The 22,492-nt window shown below is 67.7% G+C and carries 19 protein-coding genes; 9 read left to right on the top strand and 10 right to left on the bottom strand.

Going from position 1 to position 22,492, the window contains the following annotated elements; genetic code table 11:
* Positions 1–69: 69 nt before the first annotated feature.
* From Y887_RS00095 to xanC, 6 genes are read right to left on the bottom strand one after another with little or no spacing between them, the layout of a single operon-like run.
* Positions 70–717 carry a LolA-related protein gene (locus tag Y887_RS00095; RefSeq protein ID WP_046962426.1) on the bottom strand — a complete coding sequence of 216 codons (648 nt, stop codon included), beginning with the start codon at positions 715–717 and terminating at the stop codon, positions 70–72.
* Complete coding sequence (locus tag Y887_RS00090; protein ID WP_046962410.1) at positions 641–1,615, bottom strand: lysophospholipid acyltransferase family protein; 975 nt, start codon at positions 1,613–1,615, stop codon at positions 641–643. Before Y887_RS00090 ends, Y887_RS00095 begins: the two co-directional genes overlap by 77 nt.
* Positions 1,612–1,899: an ApeI family dehydratase gene (locus tag Y887_RS00085; protein ID WP_046962409.1), complete on the bottom strand. Its 288-nt coding sequence runs from the start codon at positions 1,897–1,899 to the stop codon at positions 1,612–1,614. Before Y887_RS00085 ends, Y887_RS00090 begins: the two co-directional genes overlap by 4 nt.
* Positions 1,900–1,910: 11 nt before the next feature.
* On the bottom strand, positions 1,911–2,660 hold the full coding sequence (locus Y887_RS00080) for a lysophospholipid acyltransferase family protein (RefSeq protein WP_046962408.1): 750 nt from the start codon (positions 2,658–2,660) through the stop codon (positions 1,911–1,913).
* Between the two features lie 52 nt (positions 2,661–2,712).
* A complete protein-coding gene (locus Y887_RS00075) occupies positions 2,713–3,396 on the bottom strand; it encodes a COG4648 family protein (RefSeq protein WP_084725878.1) in 684 nt (227 codons plus the stop codon).
* A 37-nt stretch (positions 3,397–3,433) separates the two neighbouring features.
* On the bottom strand, positions 3,434–3,703 hold the full coding sequence (xanC, locus tag Y887_RS00070; protein ID WP_011260626.1) for a xanthomonadin biosynthesis acyl carrier protein XanC: 270 nt from the start codon (positions 3,701–3,703) through the stop codon (positions 3,434–3,436).
* A gap of 291 nt (positions 3,704–3,994) precedes the next feature.
* On the opposite strand from xanC, the gene Y887_RS00065 reads away from it, so the two are divergent.
* The 3 genes from Y887_RS00065 to Y887_RS00055 all read left to right on the top strand — a co-directional run bounded on the left by Y887_RS00065 (position 3,995) and on the right by Y887_RS00055 (position 6,945).
* A complete protein-coding gene (locus Y887_RS00065) occupies positions 3,995–5,377 on the top strand; it encodes an NAD(P)/FAD-dependent oxidoreductase (RefSeq protein WP_046962406.1) in 1,383 nt (460 codons plus the stop codon).
* Complete coding sequence (locus Y887_RS00060) at positions 5,374–6,381, top strand: chorismate transformation FkbO/Hyg5 family protein (RefSeq protein ID WP_046962405.1); 1,008 nt, start codon at positions 5,374–5,376, stop codon at positions 6,379–6,381. Before Y887_RS00065 ends, Y887_RS00060 begins: the two co-directional genes overlap by 4 nt.
* A gap of 213 nt (positions 6,382–6,594) precedes the next feature.
* The gene (locus Y887_RS00055) at positions 6,595–6,945 is read left to right on the top strand and encodes a hypothetical protein (RefSeq protein WP_046962404.1); all 351 of its coding nucleotides are present in this window, start codon (positions 6,595–6,597) and stop codon (positions 6,943–6,945) included.
* Between the two features lie 57 nt (positions 6,946–7,002).
* On the opposite strand, the gene Y887_RS00050 is transcribed toward Y887_RS00055, so the two are convergent.
* Entirely contained in the window at positions 7,003–8,346 is a 1,344-nt protein-coding gene (locus tag Y887_RS00050; RefSeq protein WP_046962403.1) for an AMP-binding protein, read from the bottom strand.
* Positions 8,347–8,714: 368 nt separating this feature from the next.
* Here Y887_RS00050 and Y887_RS00045 point away from each other — a divergent pair, with 368 nt between their 5' ends.
* The 4 genes from Y887_RS00045 (at position 8,715) to hemF (ending at position 13,823) form a co-directional block, all read left to right on the top strand.
* Positions 8,715–11,081 (top strand): S9 family peptidase, encoded by a 2,367-nt coding sequence (locus Y887_RS00045; protein ID WP_046962402.1) that lies wholly within the window; start codon positions 8,715–8,717, stop codon positions 11,079–11,081.
* A gap of 398 nt (positions 11,082–11,479) precedes the next feature.
* Entirely contained in the window at positions 11,480–12,196 is a 717-nt protein-coding gene (locus Y887_RS00040; RefSeq protein WP_046962401.1) for an SH3 domain-containing protein, read from the top strand.
* A complete protein-coding gene (locus Y887_RS00035) occupies positions 12,193–12,768 on the top strand; it encodes a hypothetical protein (protein WP_046962400.1) in 576 nt (191 codons plus the stop codon). The genes Y887_RS00040 and Y887_RS00035 overlap by 4 nt, the downstream gene beginning before the upstream one ends.
* 155 nt (positions 12,769–12,923) lie before the next feature.
* Complete coding sequence (gene hemF / locus Y887_RS00030) at positions 12,924–13,823, top strand: oxygen-dependent coproporphyrinogen oxidase (protein ID WP_046962399.1); 900 nt, start codon at positions 12,924–12,926, stop codon at positions 13,821–13,823.
* A gap of 559 nt (positions 13,824–14,382) precedes the next feature.
* Here the strand turns inward: hemF and polA are convergent.
* Positions 14,383–17,163 carry a DNA polymerase I gene (gene polA / locus Y887_RS00025; protein WP_046962398.1) on the bottom strand — a complete coding sequence of 927 codons (2,781 nt, stop codon included), beginning with the start codon at positions 17,161–17,163 and terminating at the stop codon, positions 14,383–14,385.
* Between the two features lie 77 nt (positions 17,164–17,240).
* On the opposite strand from polA, the gene Y887_RS00020 reads away from it, so the two are divergent.
* Positions 17,241–17,531 carry a DUF2782 domain-containing protein gene (locus tag Y887_RS00020; RefSeq protein ID WP_046962397.1) on the top strand — a complete coding sequence of 97 codons (291 nt, stop codon included), beginning with the start codon at positions 17,241–17,243 and terminating at the stop codon, positions 17,529–17,531.
* A 43-nt stretch (positions 17,532–17,574) separates the two neighbouring features.
* Entirely contained in the window at positions 17,575–17,871 is a 297-nt protein-coding gene (locus Y887_RS00015) for a hypothetical protein (RefSeq protein ID WP_046962396.1), read from the top strand.
* On the opposite strand, the gene tssA is transcribed toward Y887_RS00015, so the two are convergent.
* Complete coding sequence (gene tssA / locus Y887_RS00010) at positions 17,846–18,889, bottom strand: type VI secretion system protein TssA (protein ID WP_046962395.1); 1,044 nt, start codon at positions 18,887–18,889, stop codon at positions 17,846–17,848. The genes Y887_RS00015 and tssA overlap by 26 nt on opposite strands.
* Positions 18,890–18,936: 47 nt before the next feature.
* Positions 18,937–22,492, bottom strand: a 3,556-nt coding sequence (locus tag Y887_RS20620; protein ID WP_046962394.1) for a beta strand repeat-containing protein, incomplete at its 5' end; no start/stop codon positions are given.

The following is a 22,492-nucleotide window of genomic DNA, read 5'->3' as shown; positions in this document are numbered from 1 at the left end:
CGACGGGCTGGTCGAGAGCACACGATCTGGCATTTTTGACCACGGCCGACGGGATCTGCCCGTGCGTGGTCATGCGCCCGAACCGTGGCAGAGCGTCGTCAGCGCTGCGGCATCGTTGACGCCGGCCGCCGCACGTGCAGCGGCGGCCAGCAGCGTGCGTTGCACATCGCCCTTGGCCGGAACGCTTTCGATGCAGCGCAGCTCGTCATTGCTGCCGTACAGACGCAGCTCGCGCACCTGTTTGGCCACTGTGGCGTCCTTTGGCTGCAGGGTCAGTTGCCAGGCCTGCGGCGTGCCTTGCCCGCCAAGGCGATACTGCTGCTCCAGCAACGCGCGATCTCCCGACAGCAGCGCACCGAAGCCGGACTTCAGACCGGCCAGCTCGGGCACGCGGCTCAACGCGAACTTGCGCGGCGGTTTGCCCTCGCGTTCGAGCACGCCTTCGTCGCCTCGCAAGGTGGTGGTTTCGCGATACGGCGCACTGACCTCGCGCACCAGCGTCTGCGCATCCGGGCGACGGTAATGGCCCTGCACGCGCAACGGCGTTTTCAGCAGCGCAGAACCACGCAGCTCGACGAACTCGGTACTGACCGGGGCCGGTCGGGCCAGGCGCTGCAGCACCTGGCCGACGTCCAGCGTCTCAGGCGGTGCGGCGCATAGCGGTGCGGCGCTGAACAGCAGTATCAGCATCCACGGCAGGGTGCGGCGCATCGGCATGGTGAGTGTTCCAGAAATCGTAGAAGTTGAACCAGTTGTACGGCGCGTAGCGTGTGTAATGTTCCAGCCTGGCGGCGTAATCGCGCATGAGCACGGCAAGCACCGGCGCACGTTGCCTGCGCGGCACGTCCAGCCCTTCGCTGAAGGTCTCGAACGCCAGCTCGTAATGGTTGCCGCCGCGATACAGGCCGAACGCCAGCACCACCGGCACCTTGAGCGCAGCGGCGATCAGCCACGGCGAGGTCGGGAACATCGCGTTGCGGCCGAGGAACATCGCCGGCAACGCCGGGTCGCCTTCGCGCGGGCGATCGATCAGCAGCGCCACCAGCGCGCCGGCATCGGTGGCGTCCTTGATCGCCATGACGATCGAGGTCGCGTCCATGCCGGCATCGATGATGTTGGCGGCCAGCTGCGGGTTCAGTGCGCCCAGCAGGTCGGTCATCGCGCGGTTGTGGGCCTTGTCCAGCACCACCTTGACCTGCACGTCCGGGCGCTCGGTGGCCAGCACGCGCAGCGCATCGAAACTGCCCAGGTGCGAGCCGAAGATCAGCACGCCGCGACCACGGTCCATCTGCGTATGCAGCTGATCCAGCCCGGTGATGTCGACGCGGAAGCGCTGCATCTGCCCGCACAGCATGTAGACGCGGTCCAGGATCGTCGAGGCGAAGGTGTGGATATGCCGCGCCACATCGCGCAGCGTGGCCGGGCGATCCAGCACGCGCGTCAGATAGGCACGCGAGGCGCTACGCTCGGGCGCACGCACCAGCAGGAAGTACAGCGTGATCGGGTACAACAGCGCGCGTCCCACCGCGCGTCCGGCGTGCTGGGCGATGCCGCGGATCAGCCACAGCGCGAAACGTCCGCCGCCTTCCGGGCGTTGCTTCCACTGACTGCTCATTGCGCCGCCTCCGCCACCAGTTCGCCGCTGACCAGCATCTGGCCGGCACGCTGCACGCGGAAGCGCCAGCGCGGACCCTCACCTTCCAGCACGACCGACGCGGTCTGGCCGGGCAGCAACGGCTGCACGAACTTCACCTGCGGCAGCCGTGCCGCGGCGCGCGGGCCATGCAGCGCTTCCACGGCCTGCAGCACATGGTCGAGCACGACCACGCCAGGCACCACGGGGCGACCCGGAAAGTGCCCGGGCAGGCAGGGATGATCATGCGGCACGACGAAATCCATAAGCGCGGAACTCAGATCCTGGGTTGAAGCATTGCAGCCACGGCCTTGTGTGCCTGCTCGGTCAATTGTTGGCGATCCGGCGCATCCGGCCCGGTGACCGCGATCGGCTCGCCGATGCGTACGCGGATGATGCCGGGACGCACCCTGAACACGCCATCCACGGGCAGCACCTTGCCGCAGCCGTCCAGCGCCACCGGGACAACCTGGACGCCAGCATCGATAGCGGCCTGCAGTAGCCCGGCCTTGAATGGCAATAATGCGCCGCTGCGGCTGCGGGTGCCTTCGGGAAACAGACACAACTGTTTGCCCTCGCGCAACAGCGCGGCCGCCTGACGGCGCACCAGCGCACCGGCGCGACGGCTGTCGCGGTCCAGGAACAGCATGCCGGTGGCGCGCGCATACCAGTTCACGAACGGCACCTTGAGCATTTCTTCCTTGAGCAGGAAGCGCAGCGGCACCGGCAGGGCGTGGAACAGGGCGCAGATATCGATGATGGACTGGTGGTTGCTGACGAACAGATAGTTCCTGGACCAGTCGACACGCTCGCGCCCTTCCACGATCACCCTGGCGCCCGCACCGCGAAACAGCACCGGCGCCCACATCCAGCTGCCCATGCGCAACAGGCGATCGGCGTCGCGGGTGATCGCCAGCAACGCCAGCGCATACACGATCCCGCCGGCGGTAAACGTCAGCGTGAACGCCAATTGCAGCAGATTGAACACACCCCACGCCAGGCGCGACGGCATCCTTGCCAACGGCATTTTTGTCTTGTCCCCGAAACTGTGCACGTACGTCGCTGCCCTGGCCACGCACTCAGCGCAGCAGATCGCGCCAGAAGTCCGGCCCGAGCCGCGCCATCTGGCGCAAGAAGTCTGGCAGATTACGATAGGGACGCTGCGGAAACCAGCGCCCGCGCAATAGGTATTCCCCAACAAAGAACCCGCCAACCACGCCGTACACCAGCAAATTGGCGAACAACGAGGCGCGTTCATCGCTGATCGGCAGCGGCGAGGCGTAGCCCAGTTGCGCCAGCACCCCGCTGGGCTCGGCGCACAGGCCAAGCACCAGGTTGAGCAGGGTCAACCCGCACAGCAGCAGCGCCCAGGCCAGGGTGAGGCAGCGCGTGTAGCGGTATTGCTCGGTCGTGATCGGCATGCCGGCTTGGCGATACAGCCCTTCGACAATGCGCGTGATCAACGGCGTGCGCCCACGGCGCAGGCTGCGGCCGAAGAACCAGGCGACCCAGCCGGTGAACACCACCGGCGGCGCAGCCAGTACCAGCATCGCGTACGGCGAGTGCCACAACGCGCCCAGGCCCAGCAAGGTCAGCGCGGCCAGCGCCCAGGCCCAGGCCCGGCGCGCGGCCATCGGTTCGATCAGCACCGTCAGCACCAGCAAGGCACCGGCGATGACGGCAAGCTCCGGGCGATGGCTGGCGTTGGCCCAATGCGCCAGCGGCGAATACGCCACCGCCAGCAAGACAGCCAGCCCCAGCACCCACGGGGGCGCGTCGCCGGGCGCGGCGGTTGGAACCTCAGACGGTCTTGTTGGCTTCGACATGCGCCGACAATGCGCGCAGCGACGCGAAGATGCGACGGTTCTCGTCATTGTCCGAGCGCAGCTGGAAGCCATAGCGCTTGCTGATCGCCAGCGCCAGTTCCAGCGCGTCGATCGAATCCAGTCCCAACCCGGTATTGAACAGGGGCGCCTCCGGGTCGATGTCGGCGGGCTGGACGTCTTCCAGGTTCAGACTTTCGACCAGGAGTTCGGCCAGTTCACGTTCGGCAGCGGTTTGCGAGGACATCCAGAGAGCTTCCAGGTGAGGGTCGGGCGACAGATTCGCAGCGAGATTTCAGAACAACCACCACAGCGGCGCAGACAACCATCAGGTCGGCATCGGCGATGCTGCGGGGCACGGACAGTGTACGTTGCCGTGCCGGCCGATTCCGAGCACTCGCTACGCCGGCCTTGCGGCCGCAGTGTCGAGGGTGGCGATCGTTCTGCAACGGCAATTCGGCGGCCGGCATACCTGTCCGGGCCGCCGGTCAGGCTATCATGACTGCATGACGCTCGCCCGCTGCAGGTTCGTTCCAGGATGACTTCCACCGCTGTTGGCCCTACCCCGACCGCCAAGCCGGCAGCCGGGCCGGCTCCCGGACCCGAGTGCCCGGATGTCCTGATCATCGGCGGCGGCCCGGCCGGCTGCGCGGCGGCCATCGTCCTGGCCCAGCAGGGCTGGCAGGTGACCTTGCTGGAGAAGGCGCAGCATCCACGCTTCCATATCGGCGAGTCGCTGCTGCCGATGAACATGCCGATTCTCGAACGCCTGGGCGTGCTGGAAGACGTGCGCGGCATCGGCGTACTCAAGCGCGGCGCGGACTTTCCCAACGACAGCGGCGGCTACAACACCTTCCGCTTCTCGCATGCGCTGGAGGCCAAGGCCGATTTCGCCTTCCAGGTGCCGCGTGCGCAGTTCGACCAGGTGCTGTTCGAGCGCGCGCGCGCGGTGGGCGTGGATGCGCGCGATCAGGTCAAGGTCGAAACAGTGGAGTTCGACGGGCAGCAGCCGGTGCTGCAGGCGCGTGGCATGGCGGGCGTGCAGCAGTTCCGCCCGCGCTATCTGCTCGATGCCAGCGGCCGCGACACCTTCCTGGGCAACCGCTTCAAGCTCAAGCGCGCCAATGCCAAGCATCAATCGGCCGCGCTGTTCAGCCACTTCCGCGGCGTGACGCGGCGACCGGGCGAGGATGCCGGCAACATCAGCATCTACCGCCACGCGCATGGCTGGATGTGGCTGATTCCGTTGCCGGACGACATCATGAGCGTGGGCGCGGTCTGCTACCCGGAATACATGAAGACCCGCAAAGGCGACAGCGAGGGCTTCTTCATGCGCACGCTCGCGCTCAACACCGAGCTCAGCGCACGCATGCTCGGCGCCGAACGCGTGGCGCCGGTGCATGCCACCGGCAATTACGCCTACGAATGCACGCGCATGTCCGGCCCGCGCTGGTTGATGCTGGGCGATGCCTACACCTTCGTCGACCCGATGTTTTCGTCGGGCGTGTTCCTGGCCATGCACAGCGCCGAGCGCGGCGCGGCGATGGTGGACCAGGCCCTGCGCATGCCGCAGCACGAGGCGAAACTGCAGCGCGCCTTGCAGCGCGAGCTCAAGCGCGGCGTGGACGAGTTCAAGTGGTTCATCTATCGCTTCACCTCGCCGACCATGCGCGCCCTGTTCGCACAACCGCAGAACACCTGGCAGATCGAGGAAGCGGTGGTGGCGATGCTGGCCGGCGACGTGTTCGACAGCCCCAGGGTGCGCCTGCGTCTGCGCGCGTTCCGCGCCATCTATGCACTGACCACCTTGTCGATGATGCCGCGCGCCTGGCAGTCCTGGCGCCAACGCCGACGTCAGGCCACGCTCGGCTTCGACGGCGACACCTTGCAACGCGACACGCAACAACGAGATACGCAATGACCGCTTCCCAGGCCCAGACCACGCACACCGTGCGCCATCCCCGCCTGCAGGTCGACTATGTCGACCAGACCGAACCGTCCGCATTGCTGGCCGACCCGCAGGTGCTGGCCGTGTTCGGCTTCGGCACTGCGGCGCCGCGCCTGGACGACCCGCGCTACCTGCGCGTGCCGCTGCAGCCGTATCAGGCCGAGGTGCTGGAGGTGTGGCGGACCGACGCGCCGGTGCGCAGCGGCCGCGACGGCAACATCGCCTGGTCCAGCGACGGCCGCCTGCAGTTCGGTGTGATCGAAATCGACGAGCAGGATGTCGATATCGAAGACGCCGCCGCCAAGGCCTATGCGGAAATCACCGCCTTCGTCACCCGCAGCCAGACTCCGCGCCTGCTGCGTATCTGGAACTACCTGGACGCCATCACCCTGGGCAGCGGCGACCGTGAGCGCTACCGGCAGTTCTGCGTGGGCCGTGCGCGCGGCCTGGGTGCCTTCGACGTCGCGCAATTGCCGGCCGCCACGGCGGTGGGTCGCTGCGATGCCGAGCGCATCATCCAGATCTACTGGCTGGCGGCCGCAGATGCCGGCACCCCGCTGGAAAACCCCCGCCAGGTCAGCGCCTACAACTACCCGCGCCAATACGGCCCGCAGCCGCCGAGTTTTGCGCGCGCCATGTTGCCGCCGGCCGGCAGCGACATGCCGCTGCTGCTATCGGGCACCGCCGCGGTGGTGGGCCATGCCTCGATGCACACCGGCCAGTTGCTGGCGCAGCTGGAAGAGACCTTCGCCAACTTCGATGCCTTGCTCGGCGCTGCACGCACGCACGCACCGGCGCTGCCGGCGCAGTTCGGCGCCGGCACCCGCCTGAAGGTGTATGTCCGCGAGCAGGACGACCTGCCCAAGGTCGCGCAGGCGCTCGACGCCCGCTTCGGCGATGCGGTGCCGCGCCTGCTGCTGCACGCGGTGATCTGCCGCGACGAGCTGGCGGTGGAGATCGATGGGGTGCACGGCTGAGTGATGCCGTGCATGCCGGTGTGCCGCAGACCGTGGCCGCCGGCTACGCGCTGAAGACCGCGTGCAGGATGCAGTACGCCGGTACCGCCGTCATCGCGACCAGGGCGGTTACCCATCTGGCTACTGAGCGTGCAGCGCGCAGGCGCTGGCAGAGCGTCGACTTCGGTGAGATCGTGCGCTCAGTCGAGCAGACGACACTCCCACGGAGACAGCATGCTTGTTCTGGCAATCCTCCTGGCGGCCGCAGCCCCTGCCGCAACGCAGGAATACCAAGGGAAAGCGGCGTTCGAAGCGCTGGCAGATCAGGCCGATCGGCGCTGCCCAGCCCGACGGATCAGATCGATCACGCCAGGTGATCTGGACTTTGCGCAGGAGGAGTTTCAGGCGCAGCTGACGCAGCTCGATCGCACGCGCTTGAATGCGGCCAACACAGCCGATGCGCGTTGTGCGGATCAGAATGGATTGGCCTGCCAAGCGAATGCGACCCTGGCGGCGATGCACAAAACGCACCTGCTGACGCGCTTCTCTGCCTACCTTTGTGCGCATCCGGCGCGGGAGCACTGAGCAATCCGCTCACCCAGCCGCTGTCATCGACAGGCAGCCGGCGCCACCCAAACTCACTCAGCCCTTGAGCAACTCCAGCACCACATCGCGCGGCAGCTTGCCGGTCTCGTTGCGTGGCAGGACGGCGAGCTTGCGCAGGCGGCGCGGCAGAAACACCGGGTCGACGCCGACGCGCAATGCGGCCAGGATCTGCGCTTCGTCCAGGGTCGGGGCGACCACCAGCGCGGCAATGCGCCCCACCGACTGACCGGCATCCGGCGCCAGCTGCACGATGATGCCGTCGATCACGCCGGGGATGGCGAGCAGACGGCGGGTGAGGTCGGCCAGCGATGCGCGTTTGCCGGCGATTTCCAGCGAATCGGCCTGGCGTCCGCGTACCTGGAAGGTGCCGTCGTCGGCCACGTCCATCATGTCGGCCAGCAACACCGGCGTGGTCAGGTGCGGCGCATGCACCAGGGTGCCGGTGGCCTGGGTCTGGAGACGCACGCCGGGCAGCGGGGTCCATGCGGCGTCCAGCGCGGTGCGGCGCACGGCGAACACGCAGGTTTCGGTGGAGCCGAACATCTCGCGGACTTCGCCGCCAAAACGCGCTTCGGCGGCGGCGGCAATCTCCTGCGCCAACGGCGCAGTGGCCGAGACGATACCGGCCAACGGCGGCAACACCACCCCGGATTCGACCAGCGCACGCAGATGCACGGGCGTGGTCACCAGCACGCGCGGGGCAGGAATATCGGCCAGCGCGCGCGCCACATCGTCCGGGAAGAACGGGCGGCCCGCATGCACCGCCAGCTCGGTCACCATCGGCAGCAGCACCGACAACTCCATGCCGTACATGTGCTGCGGCGGCACCGTGGCCACCACGTGCGGCACCGCGTCGGTGTGCGCCCACAGGCTTTGCAGCGCAACCAGATCCTGCCGCGTGCTGGTCAGAAAACTGCCCCAGGTCTTGGGATTGGGTTGCGGGCTGCCGGTACTGCCGGAGGTGAAGCCGATCGCCACCAGCGCATCGTCGGCCAGCTGCGGAATCGGGCCGTCCGCCTGCGGCAACGCGTCCGGCAATTGCCAGTAGCGCGGCGGCGCCAGCTCCAACGCCAGATCGCCCAGGCAATAGGCATCGGCGTGACGGGCCTGCACCTCGCCCACCACCGCCGGCGCGCGCGAGGACGGCAGCAGCGATACCTGCCCGCGCAGCGCGCAGGCATAGAACGCCACCATGAACCGATAGCGGTCTTCGCACAGATTGACCGCATGGCGGCCCTCCGGCAGCTGCTGCGCCAGGCCATGCACATGTGCGACGAAGGTCGCCAGATCGACCGACCGCCCTGCGCGCCACGCCAACGGCCGGCCAGGCGCACCGACAGCCATGGGATGGGACACAACGAAGGCAGGCAGGCTGGACATGTGCATCGACAATCGCAAAAGCGCGCTAGCTTGGCCGCCACCTGCCCTGCTGGCAAGTCGGGAGGTTTCCGGCCGCGCCACGGCTGCGGCGGTCCAGAACCTCGGCCAGGCGCGTGCGCGAAGCACATTCCACCGCATTGCAGGAGCGCATCGCAGCTGGATTGCATTGGCCACAAAGCGCGTGCATGCCCCCGCGGACCAACCTGCGCGCAACCGCTTATGGTCGCGTCCGCCACTCGCCCATGCCTTGCCTGTTCGACGACGCACGCGTCCCACCGCGCGCATGACCTGTGGCCCAAGCCCCCGACGGAAGTGAGCTGCTAGGCTTGTCCGCTCCTCGTTGCGTCCAGTTGTTACCGATGCCCAGATTGTTGCCGCTGTCCTTGTTGTTGCTGGCTGTCACCGCGCATGCGCAATCCGCCACACCGCTCACCATCGAACAGGTGATGGCCGATCCGGACTGGATCGGGCCGTCGGTCGATCAGGCGTGGTGGCAATGGGATGGCAAACAGGTGCAGTACCTGCTCAAGCGCGATGGCAGCCCGGTGCGCGATACCTATCGCCAGGGCATCGACGGCGCGGCGGCAGACCGCGTGGCCGACACGGCACGCGCCGGCCTGGATGCGGCCAATCCCAGCTACGACGCCACGCGCCGGCGCATGCTGTTCGCACGCAATGGCGACATTTTCCTGCGCGACCTGCGCTCGGGCGCGCTGACCCAGCTGACCCGCAGCAACGAGGTCGAGTCGCGTCCGCAATTCGCCAGCGATGGCGGTGCGATCTGGCGCGCGGGCAACAACTGGTACCACTGGCGGGCCGATGGCGGCACCGCGCAGGTTGCGGTGGTCAAGGCCGAGCGCGATCCCAACGCCGCGCCCAAGGCCGATGTGTTGCGCGAGCAGCAGCTGGCCACATTGGCCACGCTACGTCGCGATCGCGAACAGCGCGATGCGCTGCGCGCCCAGGAAGATGCCTGGCGCCGCGCCGATGCCACGCGCGCGACAGCGCCGGTGTATCTGGGCGATGAGGTGGAGATCGTCGACAGCGCGTTGTCGCCGGACGGCCGCCACCTGCTGGTGGTGACCCAGGCCAAGGCTGCCGACGAAGGCCAGGCCGGCAAGATGCCCAAGTACGTGACCGAATCCGGTTACGAGGAATTCCAGGAAACCCGTACCCGCGTCGGCCGCAACATGCCAGTCGCGCATACGCTGTGGCTGGTCGATGTGGCCGCAGGCAGCGCGCGCCAGCTGTCCTTCGACGCGCTGCCCGGGATCGCCACCGACCCGCTGGCCGCACTGCGCAAGGCCGCCAAGCGCGATGCGCTCAAGGGCAACCGCGCCGTGCGCGTGGAAAGCGATGGCGACGGCAGCGGCCCGGCGGTGCACTGGAGCGACGATGGCCGCAACGTGGCAGTGGAAATCCGTGCGGTGGACAACAAGGACCGCTGGATCGCCAGCGTGGATCTGGAAAACGCAAAGCTGCAGCCGCGGCATCGACTGAGCGACAGCGCCTGGATCAACTGGGACTTCAACGATTTCGGCTGGTTGCCCGACAACCGCACGCTGTGGCTGCTGTCGGAAGAATCCGGCTATTCGCAGCTGTACACCGTGGAAGGCAACGGCAAACCGCGCCAGCGCACCCGCGGCAAGTGGGAAGTGTCGATGCCGGTGCCCAGCGCCGATGGCAGCGGCATGTATTTCCTGTGCAACCAGAAATGGCCGGGCGATTACGAGGTCTGCAAGCTGGACCTGCGCACCGACCAGCTCACCGAAGTGACGGCCTTGAACGGTGTGGAAGGCTTCAGCCTGTCGCCGAACGGGCAGCAGTTGCTGGTGCGTTACTCCGGCGCCTATCTGCCGCCGCAGCTGGCGGTGGTGCCGGCGGCGGGCGGCCAGGCCACGGTGCTCACCGACACGCGCACGCCGGCCTTCAAGGCGCAGACGTGGATCGCACCGCAGTACGTGCAGGTGCCGTCCAAGCACGGCGCCGGCACCGTCTGGGGCAAGTATTACGGTCCGCAGACTCCCGAGCCGGGCAAGCAGTATCCGATCGTGATGTTCGTGCATGGGGCCGGCTACCTGCAGAACGTGTCGCAGCGCTACACACCGTATTTCCGCGAGCAGATGTTCCACAACCTGCTGGTGCAGCAGGGCTACATCGTGCTGGATCTGGACTACCGCGCGTCCGAAGGCTACGGCCGCGACTGGCGCACCGCGATCTACCGCAACATGGGACATCCGGAGCTGGAGGATTATCTGGACGGCCTGGACTGGCTGGTCGCCACCAAGCAGGGCGACCGTGCGCGCGCCGGCATCTACGGCGGGTCGTACGGCGGCTTCATGACCTACATGGCGCTGTTCCGCAGCCCCGGCACCTTCAAGGCCGGCGCGGCGCTGCGGCCGGTGGGCGACTGGATGCAGTACAACCACGAGTACACCTCCAACATCCTCAACACCCCCGAACTCGACCCGCAGGCCTACAAGACTTCCTCGCCGATCAACTACGCCGACGGGCTGCAGGACCATCTGCTGATCGCGCACGGCATGATCGACGACAACGTGTTCTTCAAGGACTCGGTGGACATGACGCAGAAATTGATCGAGCTGCACAAGGACAACTGGCAGGTGGCGCCTTATCCGCTGGAGCGCCACGGTTTTACCCGGGCCGACGCGTGGCTGGACGAGTACAAGCGCATCCTCAAGCTGTTCAACGCGCAGGTGAAGCCGCAGCGCTGATCGACGCACCGCGCCCGTTGCAAGCGGGCGTTGCCGGCACCGATACCCATACAGGGTCGCAGTGCCGGCGCAGCGCCCCACGTGCGCGTTTGCCAATGAGGCGACGGGTGCGCGTTTGACGGTCGTGGGGATGGCGCACTCCCGCCGCCTCGCCCGCAGGCGATCGCCGGAGCGTGCAACCGCTTGCGCGGATCAAACCGAGCGCAACGCGTCGCGCAGCCAGCGTGCGGGCTGGTTGCGTTGCGCTCACCTCTCCCTACGCAAGGGGCTCTAAGCTTGACCCAGGATCGGCAGAAGGGTCGTGCGTTTGGCCCTCTGCACCGGTCTGCCGCAGGACCGGTGCGCCGCCGGCGTCGCGGCGACTTCCACTCATTGCTGGCGCACAAAAGGTAGACGCGATGGGCCTGTGGGACCGTTTGTTTGGACGCAAGACCGACGTGGCGAAGCCGCCGCGTGCAGAACCCACCGTCGCGACGGCGCCTGCCGACGATGCCGACCAGGCAGCTGCCGAGATCGACCCCGCACTGCAGCCGGCGCTGACGGCGTTTCAGCGCGGCGACCATGTGGGCGCCTACAACGCAGCGCAGGCGCAGCTGCAGGCAGGTGCGGATGCGCAGCGACTGTGCGCGCTGGCGTTGAGCGCGCTGGACCGCTACCACGAGGCGTATCCGTATTGGCTGGCGCTGTACGCGCTGGAGCCCACCGCACACAACGCCCTGCAGCTGGCCACCACCTCGGTGATGTGCAACGACATCGAGCGCGGCGAGCAGTGGCTGCTGACCTTCGACGATCTCAACGCCCAGGAGCGCTCTACCTCGCCGGCCACGGCGCGTACCAGCTTCCTGACCGCGCTGACCCGCGCCGGTCACGGCGCGCATGCCCTGCCGCATCTGGAGTGGCTGCGCGAAGCCTATGCCGGCATGTCGATCACCGACAGCCATTTCTTGTACGTCCGCGGCCTGCCGTTCTTGGACGCATTCCTGGAGCGCAGCACGCCATTGCTGCGCGAGTGTCTGCCGGCCGAGGCCCTGCCAAGCTGGTACGCACAGCTGCAGCCCGCGCTGGACCCACCGGGGCAGGCGGCAGTCGCCGCGCATATCGCGTCGCTGCAATGAACGCAGCGCTGCGCACAGCGCACCCGTCTCGCGGCGGCTTCGTCTCGCCGCTGGCATGGGTCTCGTTGTTGCTGGGCGTGGTCAGCGCACTGGCCAACCTGTTTCAGATCGTGGTGCTGCTGGCGATGCCCGACGCCACCACGTTCGCCTTGCCACCGGGCATGAGCTTGCCGCCCTCGTGGCAGTGGGTGATCGACCACGGCATGGCCTTGTCGGTGATCGGCGTGGTGGTGTCGGTGGCGTTCGCATGGCTGAGCTGGGCGCTGCTGCAACGACGCGAGTGGGCACGCATCGGGTTTGTAGCGGTGCTGATCGCGACCGGCCTGCTCAATTTTGCCGGACTGGCGCTGATCGGGCCGCTGTTCGACGGCGTGCAGGCGATGCTGCCGGCCGATGTGCTGCATAGCCCGGAATGGCCGCACCTGCAGGCACGCCTGCAGGCCACGCAACAGATGGCGCTGGTACTCACCGGTCTGGGCGCACTGGCCATCGGCTGCGTGCATGCCGCACTGGCCTGGCGACTGTGTACGCCTGCCGTCCGTAGCGAATTCGAACCAGCGCGTACGCTATGAGCGACAGGCCAATCGATCGCGTCCCATCACAGCGAACGCAGCGCTGATCACAAAGCCGCTGCAGACAACCGACCGGCGCGCATCGCATCGCCCTGCGACAAACGGGCACGTTCGGGCAGGCGCACCGGCTGCAATGCACGGCTTAGAATTGGGCCATGAACGAATTCGAGCGTGTACGCGATTATCTGACCGACCTGCAGGACCGTATCTGCGCGGCTGTGGAAGCCGCCGATGGGCGAGCGCGGTTCTCCGAGGATCTCTGGCAGCGCGAGGAAGGCGGCGGTGGGCGCACCCGCATCCTGCGCGATGGCGCGGTGTTCGAGCAGGCCGGCATCGGCTTTTCGGATGTGTCCGGTACGCGCCTGCCGCCCTCTGCCAGCGCCCACCGACCCGAGCTGGCGGGCGCCACCTGGCGCGCCTGCGGCGTCTCGCTGGTGTTTCATCCGAACAATCCGCACGTACCGACCACGCATATGAACGTGCGTTACTTCCGCGCCGAGCGCGATGGCGAGGTGGTTGCCGCGTGGTTCGGCGGCGGCTTCGATCTGACGCCGTTCTACCCGGTGGACGAAGACGTGCAGCACTGGCACCGCACCGCACAGACGCTGTGCGCGCCGTTCGGCGAGGAGCGCTATGCCGCGCACAAGCGCTGGTGCGACGAGTACTTCTTCCTGCGCCACCGCAACGAAACCCGCGGCGTCGGCGGGCTGTTCTTCGATGACCTGGGCCAGGACTTCGAGCGCGACTTTGCGTACCAGCAGGCGGTGGGTAACGGCTTCCTGGATGCCTACATGCCGCTCGTGCAGCGCCGCAAGGACGAACCCTTTGGCGAACGCGAGCGCGAGTTCCAGCTGTACCGCCGCGGACGCTACGTGGAGTTCAACCTGGTCTACGACCGTGGCACCCTGTTCGGGCTGCAGAGCGGCGGGCGCGCCGAGAGCATCCTGATGAGCCTGCCGCCGCGGGTGCGTTGGGAGTACGGCTACACCGCCGAGCCCGGTAGCGCCGAGGCGCGATTGCTGGACTACCTGGTGCCGCGCGACTGGCTGGGCTGAGCGCTGCCCCACCCTGTACGCCCGAAGGCGCTGAATTCATTATCCCTTGCGGGGACTGGGCTCAGAGCCTTTGATCGGTTAGGTCATTCAACCATATTCACGCATTCAGATTTCCCATCGCTAAAACTGAATTGGGGAAATGAAACGCTGTGTTGATTGAGCGAATTAATCATCGCTATTTAAATTTGTGATTGCCCAGCAGATCGCTGGCATCTGCCGATGCTGTGCTGCAGCGTCATTCCGATAGTGTTCGTCTGCATGCCGGAAATAAAAAAGCCCCGCAGACCAGGGGGAGGTCGGCGGGGCCAGGGAACGGAAACTTGGGGAGGAGTTTCCGCTCCGAGATCTGCTCCAGGGGATGGGAGAGATCTGCCGACAGGCGTTGCGCCCGTCGAGGGATATAACACCATTTTCCACATTGATGGATCGTGAAGATAACTGTTAAAAAAATGTAGAATTTAACGGTTATTCATTCCTCCAAAACTGCGGCAGTCGCATTATGTTTTTTAGCAACTTATGCCTGGTCTGCGCATTCAGCATATCAGCGTGATTTGCTGGGTCAGTGCGCCTCGTCCCAGTTATCGCCCACGCCCGAATCCACCACCAGCGGTACGCGCAGTTGCGCTGCCGAGGCCATGCGCGCGGTGACTTCGCTCAGCAGCGTGTCGACGAAATCGGTCTCGGCTTCGAACACCAGTTCGTCGTGCACCTGCAGGATCATCAGCGCGCGTGCGGCGTGCTCGGCGATCCAGCCATCCACGCTGACCATGGCGCGCTTGATGATGTCGGCCGCGGTGCCTTGCATCGGCGCGTTGATGGCGGCGCGCTCGGCGCCGGCGCGCTGGCCCTGGCTGCCGGCGTTGATGAAGTCCAGATACAGCCGGCGGCCGAACACCGTTTCCACGTAGCCCTTGTCGCGCGCCTGCTGGCGGGTGGTTTCCATGAAGTCGCGTACGCCCGGGTAACGGCTGAAGTACAGCGCGATGTAGTCCTGCGCCTCGCCACGGCCGATGCCGAGCTGGCGGGCCAGGCCGAACGCGCTCATGCCGTACATCAGGCCGAAGTTGATCGCCTTGGCGGCGCGACGCTCGTCAGCGCTGACGGTGTCGATGGTGCGGCCGAACACCTCGGCGGCGGTGGCGCGGTGCACGTCGGCACCGGACTCGAACGCACCGACCAGGCCGGGGTCGCCGGACAGGTGGGCCATGATGCGCAGCTCGATCTGCGAGTAGTCGCAGGCGATCAGCTTGCGTCCGGGCGGGGCGACGAAGGCGCGGCGGATGCGGCGGCCGTCTTCGGTGCGGATCGGGATGTTCTGCAGGTTGGGATCGGACGAGGACAGCCGCCCGGTGGCCGCGCCGGCCTGGTGGTAGCTGGTGTGCACGCGCCCGGACTGCGGGTGGATCATCTCCGGCAGCTTGTCGGTGTAGGTGCTGCGCAGCTTGGTCAGGCCGCGGTACTCCAGGATCACCCTGGGCAGCTCGTGCTGGTCGGCGATGGCTTCCAGCGCCTCTTCGTTGGTCGAGGGCTGGCCCTTGGGCGTCTTGACCACGGCGGGGAGCTTGAGCTCGTCGAACAGCAGCGCCTGCAGCTGCTTGGGCGAATCCAGGTTGAAGCTGCGCCCGGCCAGCTCGGTGGCCTTCTGCTGGGCAGCGAGCATGCGCTTGGACAGGTCCGCGCTCTGGCGGCGCAGTTCGGCCGCGTCCACGCACACGCCGTTGGCCTCGATGCGGGCGAGCACTTCCACCAGCGGCATCTCGATGTCGCGGTAGACCCGCTCCAGGCCCGGCTCGGCGGCCAGCCTGGGGCCGAGCACCTGGTGCAGGCGCAGGGTGATGTCGGCGTCTTCGGCGGCGTAGCGGGTGGCGTCGTCCAGGCTGATCTGGGCAAACGGGATCTGCTTGGCGCCCTTGCCGCAGACGTCTTCGTACTTGACCGTGTCGTAGCCCAGGTAGCGCTTGGCCAGGCTGTCCATGTCGTGGCGGGCGCTGCCGGAATTGAGCACGAAGCTCTCCAGCAGGGTGTCGTCGCTGTAGCCGGCCAGGGCGATGCCGTGGCGGCGCATCACGTGCAGGTCGTACTTGCCGTGCTGGCCGAGCTTGCGCACCGCAGGGTCGGTGAGCAGCGGCGCCAGTTGCGCCAGCGCCTGGGCACGGTCGAGCTGGGCCGGCGCGCCGGGGAAATCGTGGCCGAACGGCAGATACGCTGCCTGGCCGGGCTCGGCGGCCACGCTCAGGCCGATCAGGTTGGCCTGGAGTGGGTCCAGGCTGTCGGTTTCGGTATCGAACGCGAACTGGCCGGCGGTGCGCAGGCGCGCGATCCAGCTGTCGAGCTGTTCCTGGGTGAGGATGGTGTCGTACTGGCCGGGCGCGGCCAGCGCCGGGTCCAGATCCACCGGCGCGCTGGCCGGGCCGGAGACGAAGCCGGTGCCGCGGGCGCGGCCGGGTTCGGTGCGGGCCACGGCCATGGCTTCGGTCTGCGCGCCGGCGGCCGCTGCGCCGCCCAGCTCGCGCAGGGCCTGGCTGAAGCCGTAGCGGGCGTACAGCACGGCCAGCGCTTCGGCATTGGGCTCGCGCAGGTCCAGCGCGCGCGGGCCGCTGGCCAGAGTCACGTCGGTCTTGATGGTGACCAGTTCGCGGTTGAGCGGCAGCCGCGGCAATGCGGCGCGCAGGTTGTCGCCGATCTTGCCCTTGATCTTGTCGGCGTTGGCGATGACGCCGTCGAGCGAGTCGTATTCGGCCAGCCATTTGGCGGCGGTCTTGGGGCCGCACTTTTCCACGCCGGGCACGTTGTCGATGGCATCGCCCATCAGCGCGAGCAGGTCGACGATCTGGTCGGGACGCACGCCGAACTTGGCGATCACCGCCGCGTCCGAATCCATGCGGCTGCCGCTCATGGTGTTGACCAGTTCGATGCCCGGACGCACCAGCTGGGCGAAGTCCTTGTCGCCGGTGGAGATGGTGACGCTCAACCCATCGCTGGCGCCTTGCAACGCCAGCGTGCCGATCACATCGTCCGCTTCCACGCCGTCGATGCGCAGGATGTCGATGCCCAGCGCATGCACGATGTCGCACATCGGCTGCACCTGCGCGCGCAGATCGTCGGGCATCGAGGGACGGTTGGCCTTGTAGTCGGCATACAAGTCATCACGAAAGGTCTTGCCCGGCGCATCCACCACGAACGCGACGTACGCGGGACGTTCCTTCAAGGTGGCGCGCAGCATGTTGACCACGCCGAACAAGGCGCCAGTGGGCTCGCCCTGGGCATTGGTCAGCGGCGGAAGCGCGTGGAACGCGCGGTACAGGTAACTGGACCCGTCGATCAGGACTAATCTGCTCATGCCGCAATTCTACGCTGCACACCCGCGCCACACCGCCCCAGCGCATACTCACCGACGACCTAGAACGGATGACAACGATGAAGAGAGCATGTCTTTTGCTGCTGCCATTGCTGCTGCTCGGCGGCTGTGCCACCACCTCCGGCGGGACTGCCGGCGACGGTATCCCTGCCGGTGCAGATGTCACCAGCAAGACCATGGGCAACGGCGACAAGGTCGACGAATACCGCGTCAACGGCCAGCTGGAAATGGTGCGCGTCACGCCCGCACGCGGTGCGCCCTACTTCCTGTACGACCGCGACCACGACGGGCATACCGACGCGGAGAAGGACAAGGTCAACAAGGTGTATTGGCAGCTGTATCGCTGGTGATTCGGGATTCGGGATTCGGGATTCGAGATTCGGGATTGGGGATTTGCAAAAGCGCGGTGTGACTGCGTTTTGTTCGGAAGTGGTGGCAGGCTGGTTGGGCTGCCGCCGCAGGGCAGTCGATGGTGGTGCGGGGCGCGCCTTTGCGATTGACTGCTTGACCGCGCGGATGGATGGGACCGCTGATGGCGCGACGACGACCGCCATCGAGCGGATGCGTGCGTTGCTCGGCGTCGCCATGCATCGCACGCCTGCTGCGGCCTGGCGTGCGCTATCCGCCATCCTGACGGTGGCCTGCCCGGTGTCGTTCGCCGACTTCAGCCGTTTTCCAGCGGGCCGGTGACGCGTTGCAGGTCGTCGATACCGGCCGGGGCCAGTTCCTTCATCAACGCCAGGAAGTCGCAGCCCACCAGGCGTTGCGCACGCCGCAGCAGCATCGGGACCGGACTGGACGGTTCGCAGCGCGCGTAATACGCGCAGATCTCATCCAGCCGCCGCAGCACATCGTCCGGGCCGGCAATGGCACCGGGCGTGCGGGCGCTGCTGCCTGCGCCGTCGATGCCCTCGCCTGCCGGCGCAGCGTCGGGGTCTGCCGATGCGGGGGTGGCGCTGCCATCGCGCGCCTGCCAGTGCGGCAGCACGAAACGTTCCAGCTCGCGCAGGTCGGTCAGCAGCGGGCGTAGATCCGGTGCGGCGGTGCCGACGTGTTCGGTGAGCAAGGCATCGATGGCGCGCGCATGTGCCGACGCATCGCCGATGGCCTGGGCGGAGGCGGCCAGCGTTTCCAGCGTGCAGTCCAGGCAGCAGGCTTCGATCTCGGCCAGGCTGGGGCCGGTCTGGCCCTCGGGCAGCTTGAGGCTGCCGTTGGCCACGCGCAGGTCGCGCAGGCTGAAACGCCCCAACCGCGGCGATTGCACGAACGGCGTGGTGCGCAGCGCGCCGAGCAGGCCCATCGGGTCGCCCAGCCCGACCAGGGCGTTGATGCGCGAGGTCGGGTCGTTGTCGTCGTCGGCATCCAGCTGCGGATGCACGCTGTCCCAGTGCTGTTCCAGCAGGCCGCGGATCAGCGCCAGGGTATCGGCCCAGCCCGGCAGGCCGCGCAGGCGCAGCCAGGCGGCGCCCAGCTTGCCGGCGATGCGCAGGTCGCGGCTGCGCCGGCTCAGTTCCAATGCGAGTGCCTGCACCTTGTCCCAGTCGGGTTCTTCGGCGGCGATGACGCTCTCGCCCAGGGTGCGCTCGGGGCGGACGGCCGAGTCGCGCTCAAGACGCAGAAAGTCCGGGTCGTACTCCAGGTCCGGGCCGGCCGGGGCGTCGTCGCTGATCGGCGCCAGCAGGGTCTGCAGGGAAGTGTCGTCGTGCATGGCAGGCTCCGTCGGGGGAGCCGCCGCGGTGGGCGGCGGCGCTGGGCTTATTGCGGGGTGCAGACCGCGTCCGGGTCGCCGGCGTCGCAGGCCGGTTGCTGGTCGTCGGGCAGACGCAGGCCGGGACGGACCAGGCCGAAGGCGCGATACGGCGTCCCGCTGGCGGACAGGTCGACGAAGGCGATGGTGCGGCTGGCCGAGCTCTGCGCGCGACCGGCAAACGCCGAGGCCGGCACGTTGAAGCTGGAGCCGCCGCTCAGGTCCAGCAGCCCGCCCTCGGCGGTGGTGGCGTTGAAGTACGCCGGTGGCGCGCCCACCGCACCGATCACCTGGGCGCCGGTGCCGATCAGATAGATCGGGTCCTGCTGGGTGCCGATGCGGCCGGTGGCGGAGAAGTTGCCGGTGCCATCGCGCAGGGGCGCGCGGCCTTCCTGCAGCAGGTCGCCCCGCACCGACAGCAACAACGCGCTGTTGCCGGCGTCCACGCTGTAGGGACTGCCGTTGGCCAGCACCAGCGTGAGGTCGCCCGCGTTGGTGAGGCTGAAGCCATTGCTGGCGGTGAAATCGCCCAGCCGCACCACGCGGTTGTCGATGAAGGTGGTGGCATCGCCCAGCAGCACGGGGCCACCGGCACTGCCGCTGAGCAGGTTGGTGCCGATCGTGCTGCCGGCGCGCTGGCGGATGCCGGCAGCCGCCTGCAGCCAGGTGGTCGCGGCGCTGAGCTGACCATCCAGCAGCAACGCATCGCCGCTGCGCAGCCGCAACAGGGTGCCGCCGTCCACGCGCCCGCTGACCTGCAATGCGCCGGCACTGAACAGGTCCAGGCCTTGCGCGCTGAAGTCGCCGAGCGTGCCGATGGCATTGCCGGCGCTGGTCAGCGTGGCCGCACCGGTGGCGCTGCCGCTGAGGTGCGCTGCGCGCAGGCTGCCGCCGCTCTGGGTGATGGCACCGCCGCTGCGCATGCCGAGATTGCCCGCGCTGGCGATGTCGTGACCCAGCTGCAGGGCGCCGCCGCTGCGCAACGCAACCGCGTTGCCGGCGATCGCACCGCTGGTGGAGAGCTGGCCGCCAGCCTGCAGCGCGACCGCACCGCTCGCCTGCGCCGCCACGGCCAGGTCGTTACGATCGACCAGGGCGATGCTGCCGCCACTGGCCTGCACGCTGCCCTGGAAATCGTTGCCGGCATCGGTGAGCACGATGGCACCGGTGCCGGCGTCGAGCACGCTGTTGCCGACGATGGTCAACGCGCCCTGCTGGGTGATGCCGGCGTCGGTTGCGGCCGGGCGCACCACCGCCTGCGCGGTCAGCCTGCCGGTGCTGCCGATCCCGTTACTGCCACTACGCGCCACCAGGGTGCCGCCGATACGGCCCTGGCCCAGGTCGAGAGCGGCACCGCTGGCGACATCCAGCGTGCCCACGTCCAGGTTGCCCAACGTCAGCCCATTGCGATCGCGCACGCGGGTGTCGCCACCGGCCAGGCTCACTGCCGACTGGAAATCGTTGCCGGCATCGGCAAGCGCAATGGAAGCGCCGGCACTGTTGATGCGGGCGACGCCGGTAACGGTCAAGGCAGCGGTCTGCGACACCGCACCGCCGTTGCTGGCGGCATCCAGGTCGCCATTGACCACGCCGAAGCCCAGGTTGAGCGCACCGTTGCTGGCGACATCGAGCGCACCGGTGGTCAGCGCATCCAGCGTCAGCGCATTGGCATCGCGCACCCGCGTGGCACCGCCGCTGAGCGCCAACAGCCCCTGGAAGTCGTTGCCGGCGGCATCCAGCACGATCGCGCCGCTGCCGGCATCGACCATGCTGTTGCCTGCCACCTGCAGCGTGCCCGCGCTCTGGGTGATCGCCGCGTTGTTGCTGCGTAATGCCAGACCGCCGGACGCAACGATGCGATTGCCAAGCACGATGCCGTTGGCACCGCTGAGCTGCACGTCGCCGCCACGCAGCGCACCGGTGGCGGTGAGCGTGCCGCCGCGCGCGATCACATCGAGCGCACCGCTGCCGGTGTCGACTGTGGAGGTCAACAGCAGCGCACCGCCGGCATCCAGCGATACCGGGCCATCGCCGTTGCCTTGCACGGCGGCGAGTTGCAGGTCGTTACGGTCGACCAAGGCGATGCCATCGCCGGTGGCGGCGACGGCAGCGACGAAATCGTTGTTGGCGTTGTCTAACGCGATCGACCCGCTGCCGGCGTTGAGGTTGCTTGCGCCGTTGATGGTGAGCGCACCGGCCTGGGTGATGGCGCCGTTGTTGCTGGTGGCGGTCAGTGCGCCGGTGCTGCCGGTGCCAAGATTCAACGCGCCGTTGCTGCTGACGCTGAGCGCGCCGGTATTGAGCGTGCCCAAGGTGAGCGTGTTGGTGTCGACGATCTGTGTCGCGCCGCCGGTGAGCGCCACGGCGCCAGTGAAGTCGTTGGCATTGGCCAGTGCGATGCCACCAGAGCCTGCGTTGACGGTGGTGGCGCCGCCGACCAGCAACTGGCCGCCGGTCTGGTTGATTGCGGCATTGCTGGTGCGCAGCGTCAGCGCGTTGCCGGCGCTAATGGTGTGTGCCAGGGTCAGTCCGTCGCGCGCAATGAGCGCGACGTTGGCGCCGCTCAGAGTGCCGCCGGTGCTGAAGGCGCTGCCGGTGGAGGTGAGCGTCAGGCTGCCGGTGCCGGCGGAGATTGCCGATGCAGGCAGGTCGAGCGTCTGCGCAGTGAGCGCGATGTCGCCGCTGCTGTTGCCAGTGATCGAGGAGACCTGCAGCAGACTGCGGTCGGTCACGGCGATGCCGTTGCCGGTCAGGCCGAGCGCGCCCTGGAACTCGTTGTTGGCATCGGTCAACGCAATCGTGCCGCTGCCGGCGTTGACGTTGCTTGCGCCGGTGACGGTGAGCGCACCGGCCTGGGTGATGGCGCCGTTGTTGCTGGTGGCGGTCAGGGCGCCGGTGCTGCCGGTGCCCAGATTCAACGCGCCGTTGCTGCTGACGCTGAGCGCGCCGGTATTGAGCGTGCCCAAGGTGAGCGTGTTGGTGTCGACGATCTGTGTCGCGCCGCCGGTGAGCGCCACGGCGCCAGTGAAGTCGTTGGCATTGGCCAGTGCGATGGCGCCGGAACCTGCGTTGACGGTGGTGGCGCCGCCGACCAGCAACTGGCCGCCGGTCTGGTTGATTGCGGCATTGGTGGTGCGCAGCGTCAGCGCGGTGCCGGCATTGACGGTGTGCGCCAGGGTCAGGCCATCGCGTGCAGTGAGCACGACGTTGGCGCCGCTCAGGGCGCCACCGGTGCTGAAGGCGCTGCCGGTGGATGTCAGCGTCAGGCTGCCGGTGCCGGCGGAGATCGCCGATGCAGGCAGGTCGAGCGTCTGCGCAGTGAGCGCAATGTCGCCGCTGCTGTTGCCAGTGATCGAGGAGACCTGCAGCAGACTGCGGTCGGTCACGGCGATGCCATTGCCGGTCAGGCCGACCGTACCCTGGAAATCGTTGTTGGCATCGGTCAACGCAATCGTGCCGCTGCCGGCGTTGATGCTTCCAACACCGGTGACGGTAAGCGCACCGGCCTGGGTGATGGCGCCGTTGTTGCTGGTGGCGGTCAGGCCGCCGGTGCTGCCGGTGCCC

The sequence above is a fragment of the Xanthomonas pisi DSM 18956 genome, from assembly GCF_001010415.1.
Taxonomy (GTDB): Bacteria; Pseudomonadota; Gammaproteobacteria; order Xanthomonadales; family Xanthomonadaceae; genus Xanthomonas; species Xanthomonas pisi.
This window is presented reverse-complemented; position numbering and strand designations above follow the sequence as displayed.

What these genes read in the sequence shown, in the direction of transcription:
- Y887_RS00090 (WP_046962410.1), bottom strand. Translation starts at nt 1,615, where the DNA reads ATGAGCAGTCAGTGGAAGCAACGCCCGGAAGGCGGCGGACGTTTCGCG.
- tssA (WP_046962395.1), bottom strand. Translation starts at nt 18,889, where the DNA reads ATGCACGACGACACTTCCCTGCAGACCCTGCTGGCGCCGATCAGCGAC.
- Y887_RS00035 (WP_046962400.1), top strand. Translation starts at nt 12,193, where the DNA reads ATGAACGCAGCGCTGCGCACAGCGCACCCGTCTCGCGGCGGCTTCGTC.
- Y887_RS00095 (WP_046962426.1), bottom strand. Translation starts at nt 717, where the DNA reads ATGCCGATGCGCCGCACCCTGCCGTGGATGCTGATACTGCTGTTCAGC.
- Y887_RS00080 (WP_046962408.1), bottom strand. Translation starts at nt 2,660, where the DNA reads ATGCCGTTGGCAAGGATGCCGTCGCGCCTGGCGTGGGGTGTGTTCAAT.
- Y887_RS00050 (WP_046962403.1), bottom strand. Translation starts at nt 8,346, where the DNA reads ATGTCCAGCCTGCCTGCCTTCGTTGTGTCCCATCCCATGGCTGTCGGT.
- Y887_RS00085 (WP_046962409.1), bottom strand. Translation starts at nt 1,899, where the DNA reads ATGGATTTCGTCGTGCCGCATGATCATCCCTGCCTGCCCGGGCACTTT.
- Y887_RS00055 (WP_046962404.1), top strand. Translation starts at nt 6,595, where the DNA reads ATGCTTGTTCTGGCAATCCTCCTGGCGGCCGCAGCCCCTGCCGCAACG.
- Y887_RS00020 (WP_046962397.1), top strand. Translation starts at nt 17,241, where the DNA reads ATGAAGAGAGCATGTCTTTTGCTGCTGCCATTGCTGCTGCTCGGCGGC.
- polA (WP_046962398.1), bottom strand. Translation starts at nt 17,163, where the DNA reads ATGAGCAGATTAGTCCTGATCGACGGGTCCAGTTACCTGTACCGCGCG.
- hemF (WP_046962399.1), top strand. Translation starts at nt 12,924, where the DNA reads ATGAACGAATTCGAGCGTGTACGCGATTATCTGACCGACCTGCAGGAC.
- Y887_RS00060 (WP_046962405.1), top strand. Translation starts at nt 5,374, where the DNA reads ATGACCGCTTCCCAGGCCCAGACCACGCACACCGTGCGCCATCCCCGC.
- xanC (WP_011260626.1), bottom strand. Translation starts at nt 3,703, where the DNA reads ATGTCCTCGCAAACCGCTGCCGAACGTGAACTGGCCGAACTCCTGGTC.
- Y887_RS00040 (WP_046962401.1), top strand. Translation starts at nt 11,480, where the DNA reads ATGGGCCTGTGGGACCGTTTGTTTGGACGCAAGACCGACGTGGCGAAG.
- Y887_RS00065 (WP_046962406.1), top strand. Translation starts at nt 3,995, where the DNA reads ATGACTTCCACCGCTGTTGGCCCTACCCCGACCGCCAAGCCGGCAGCC.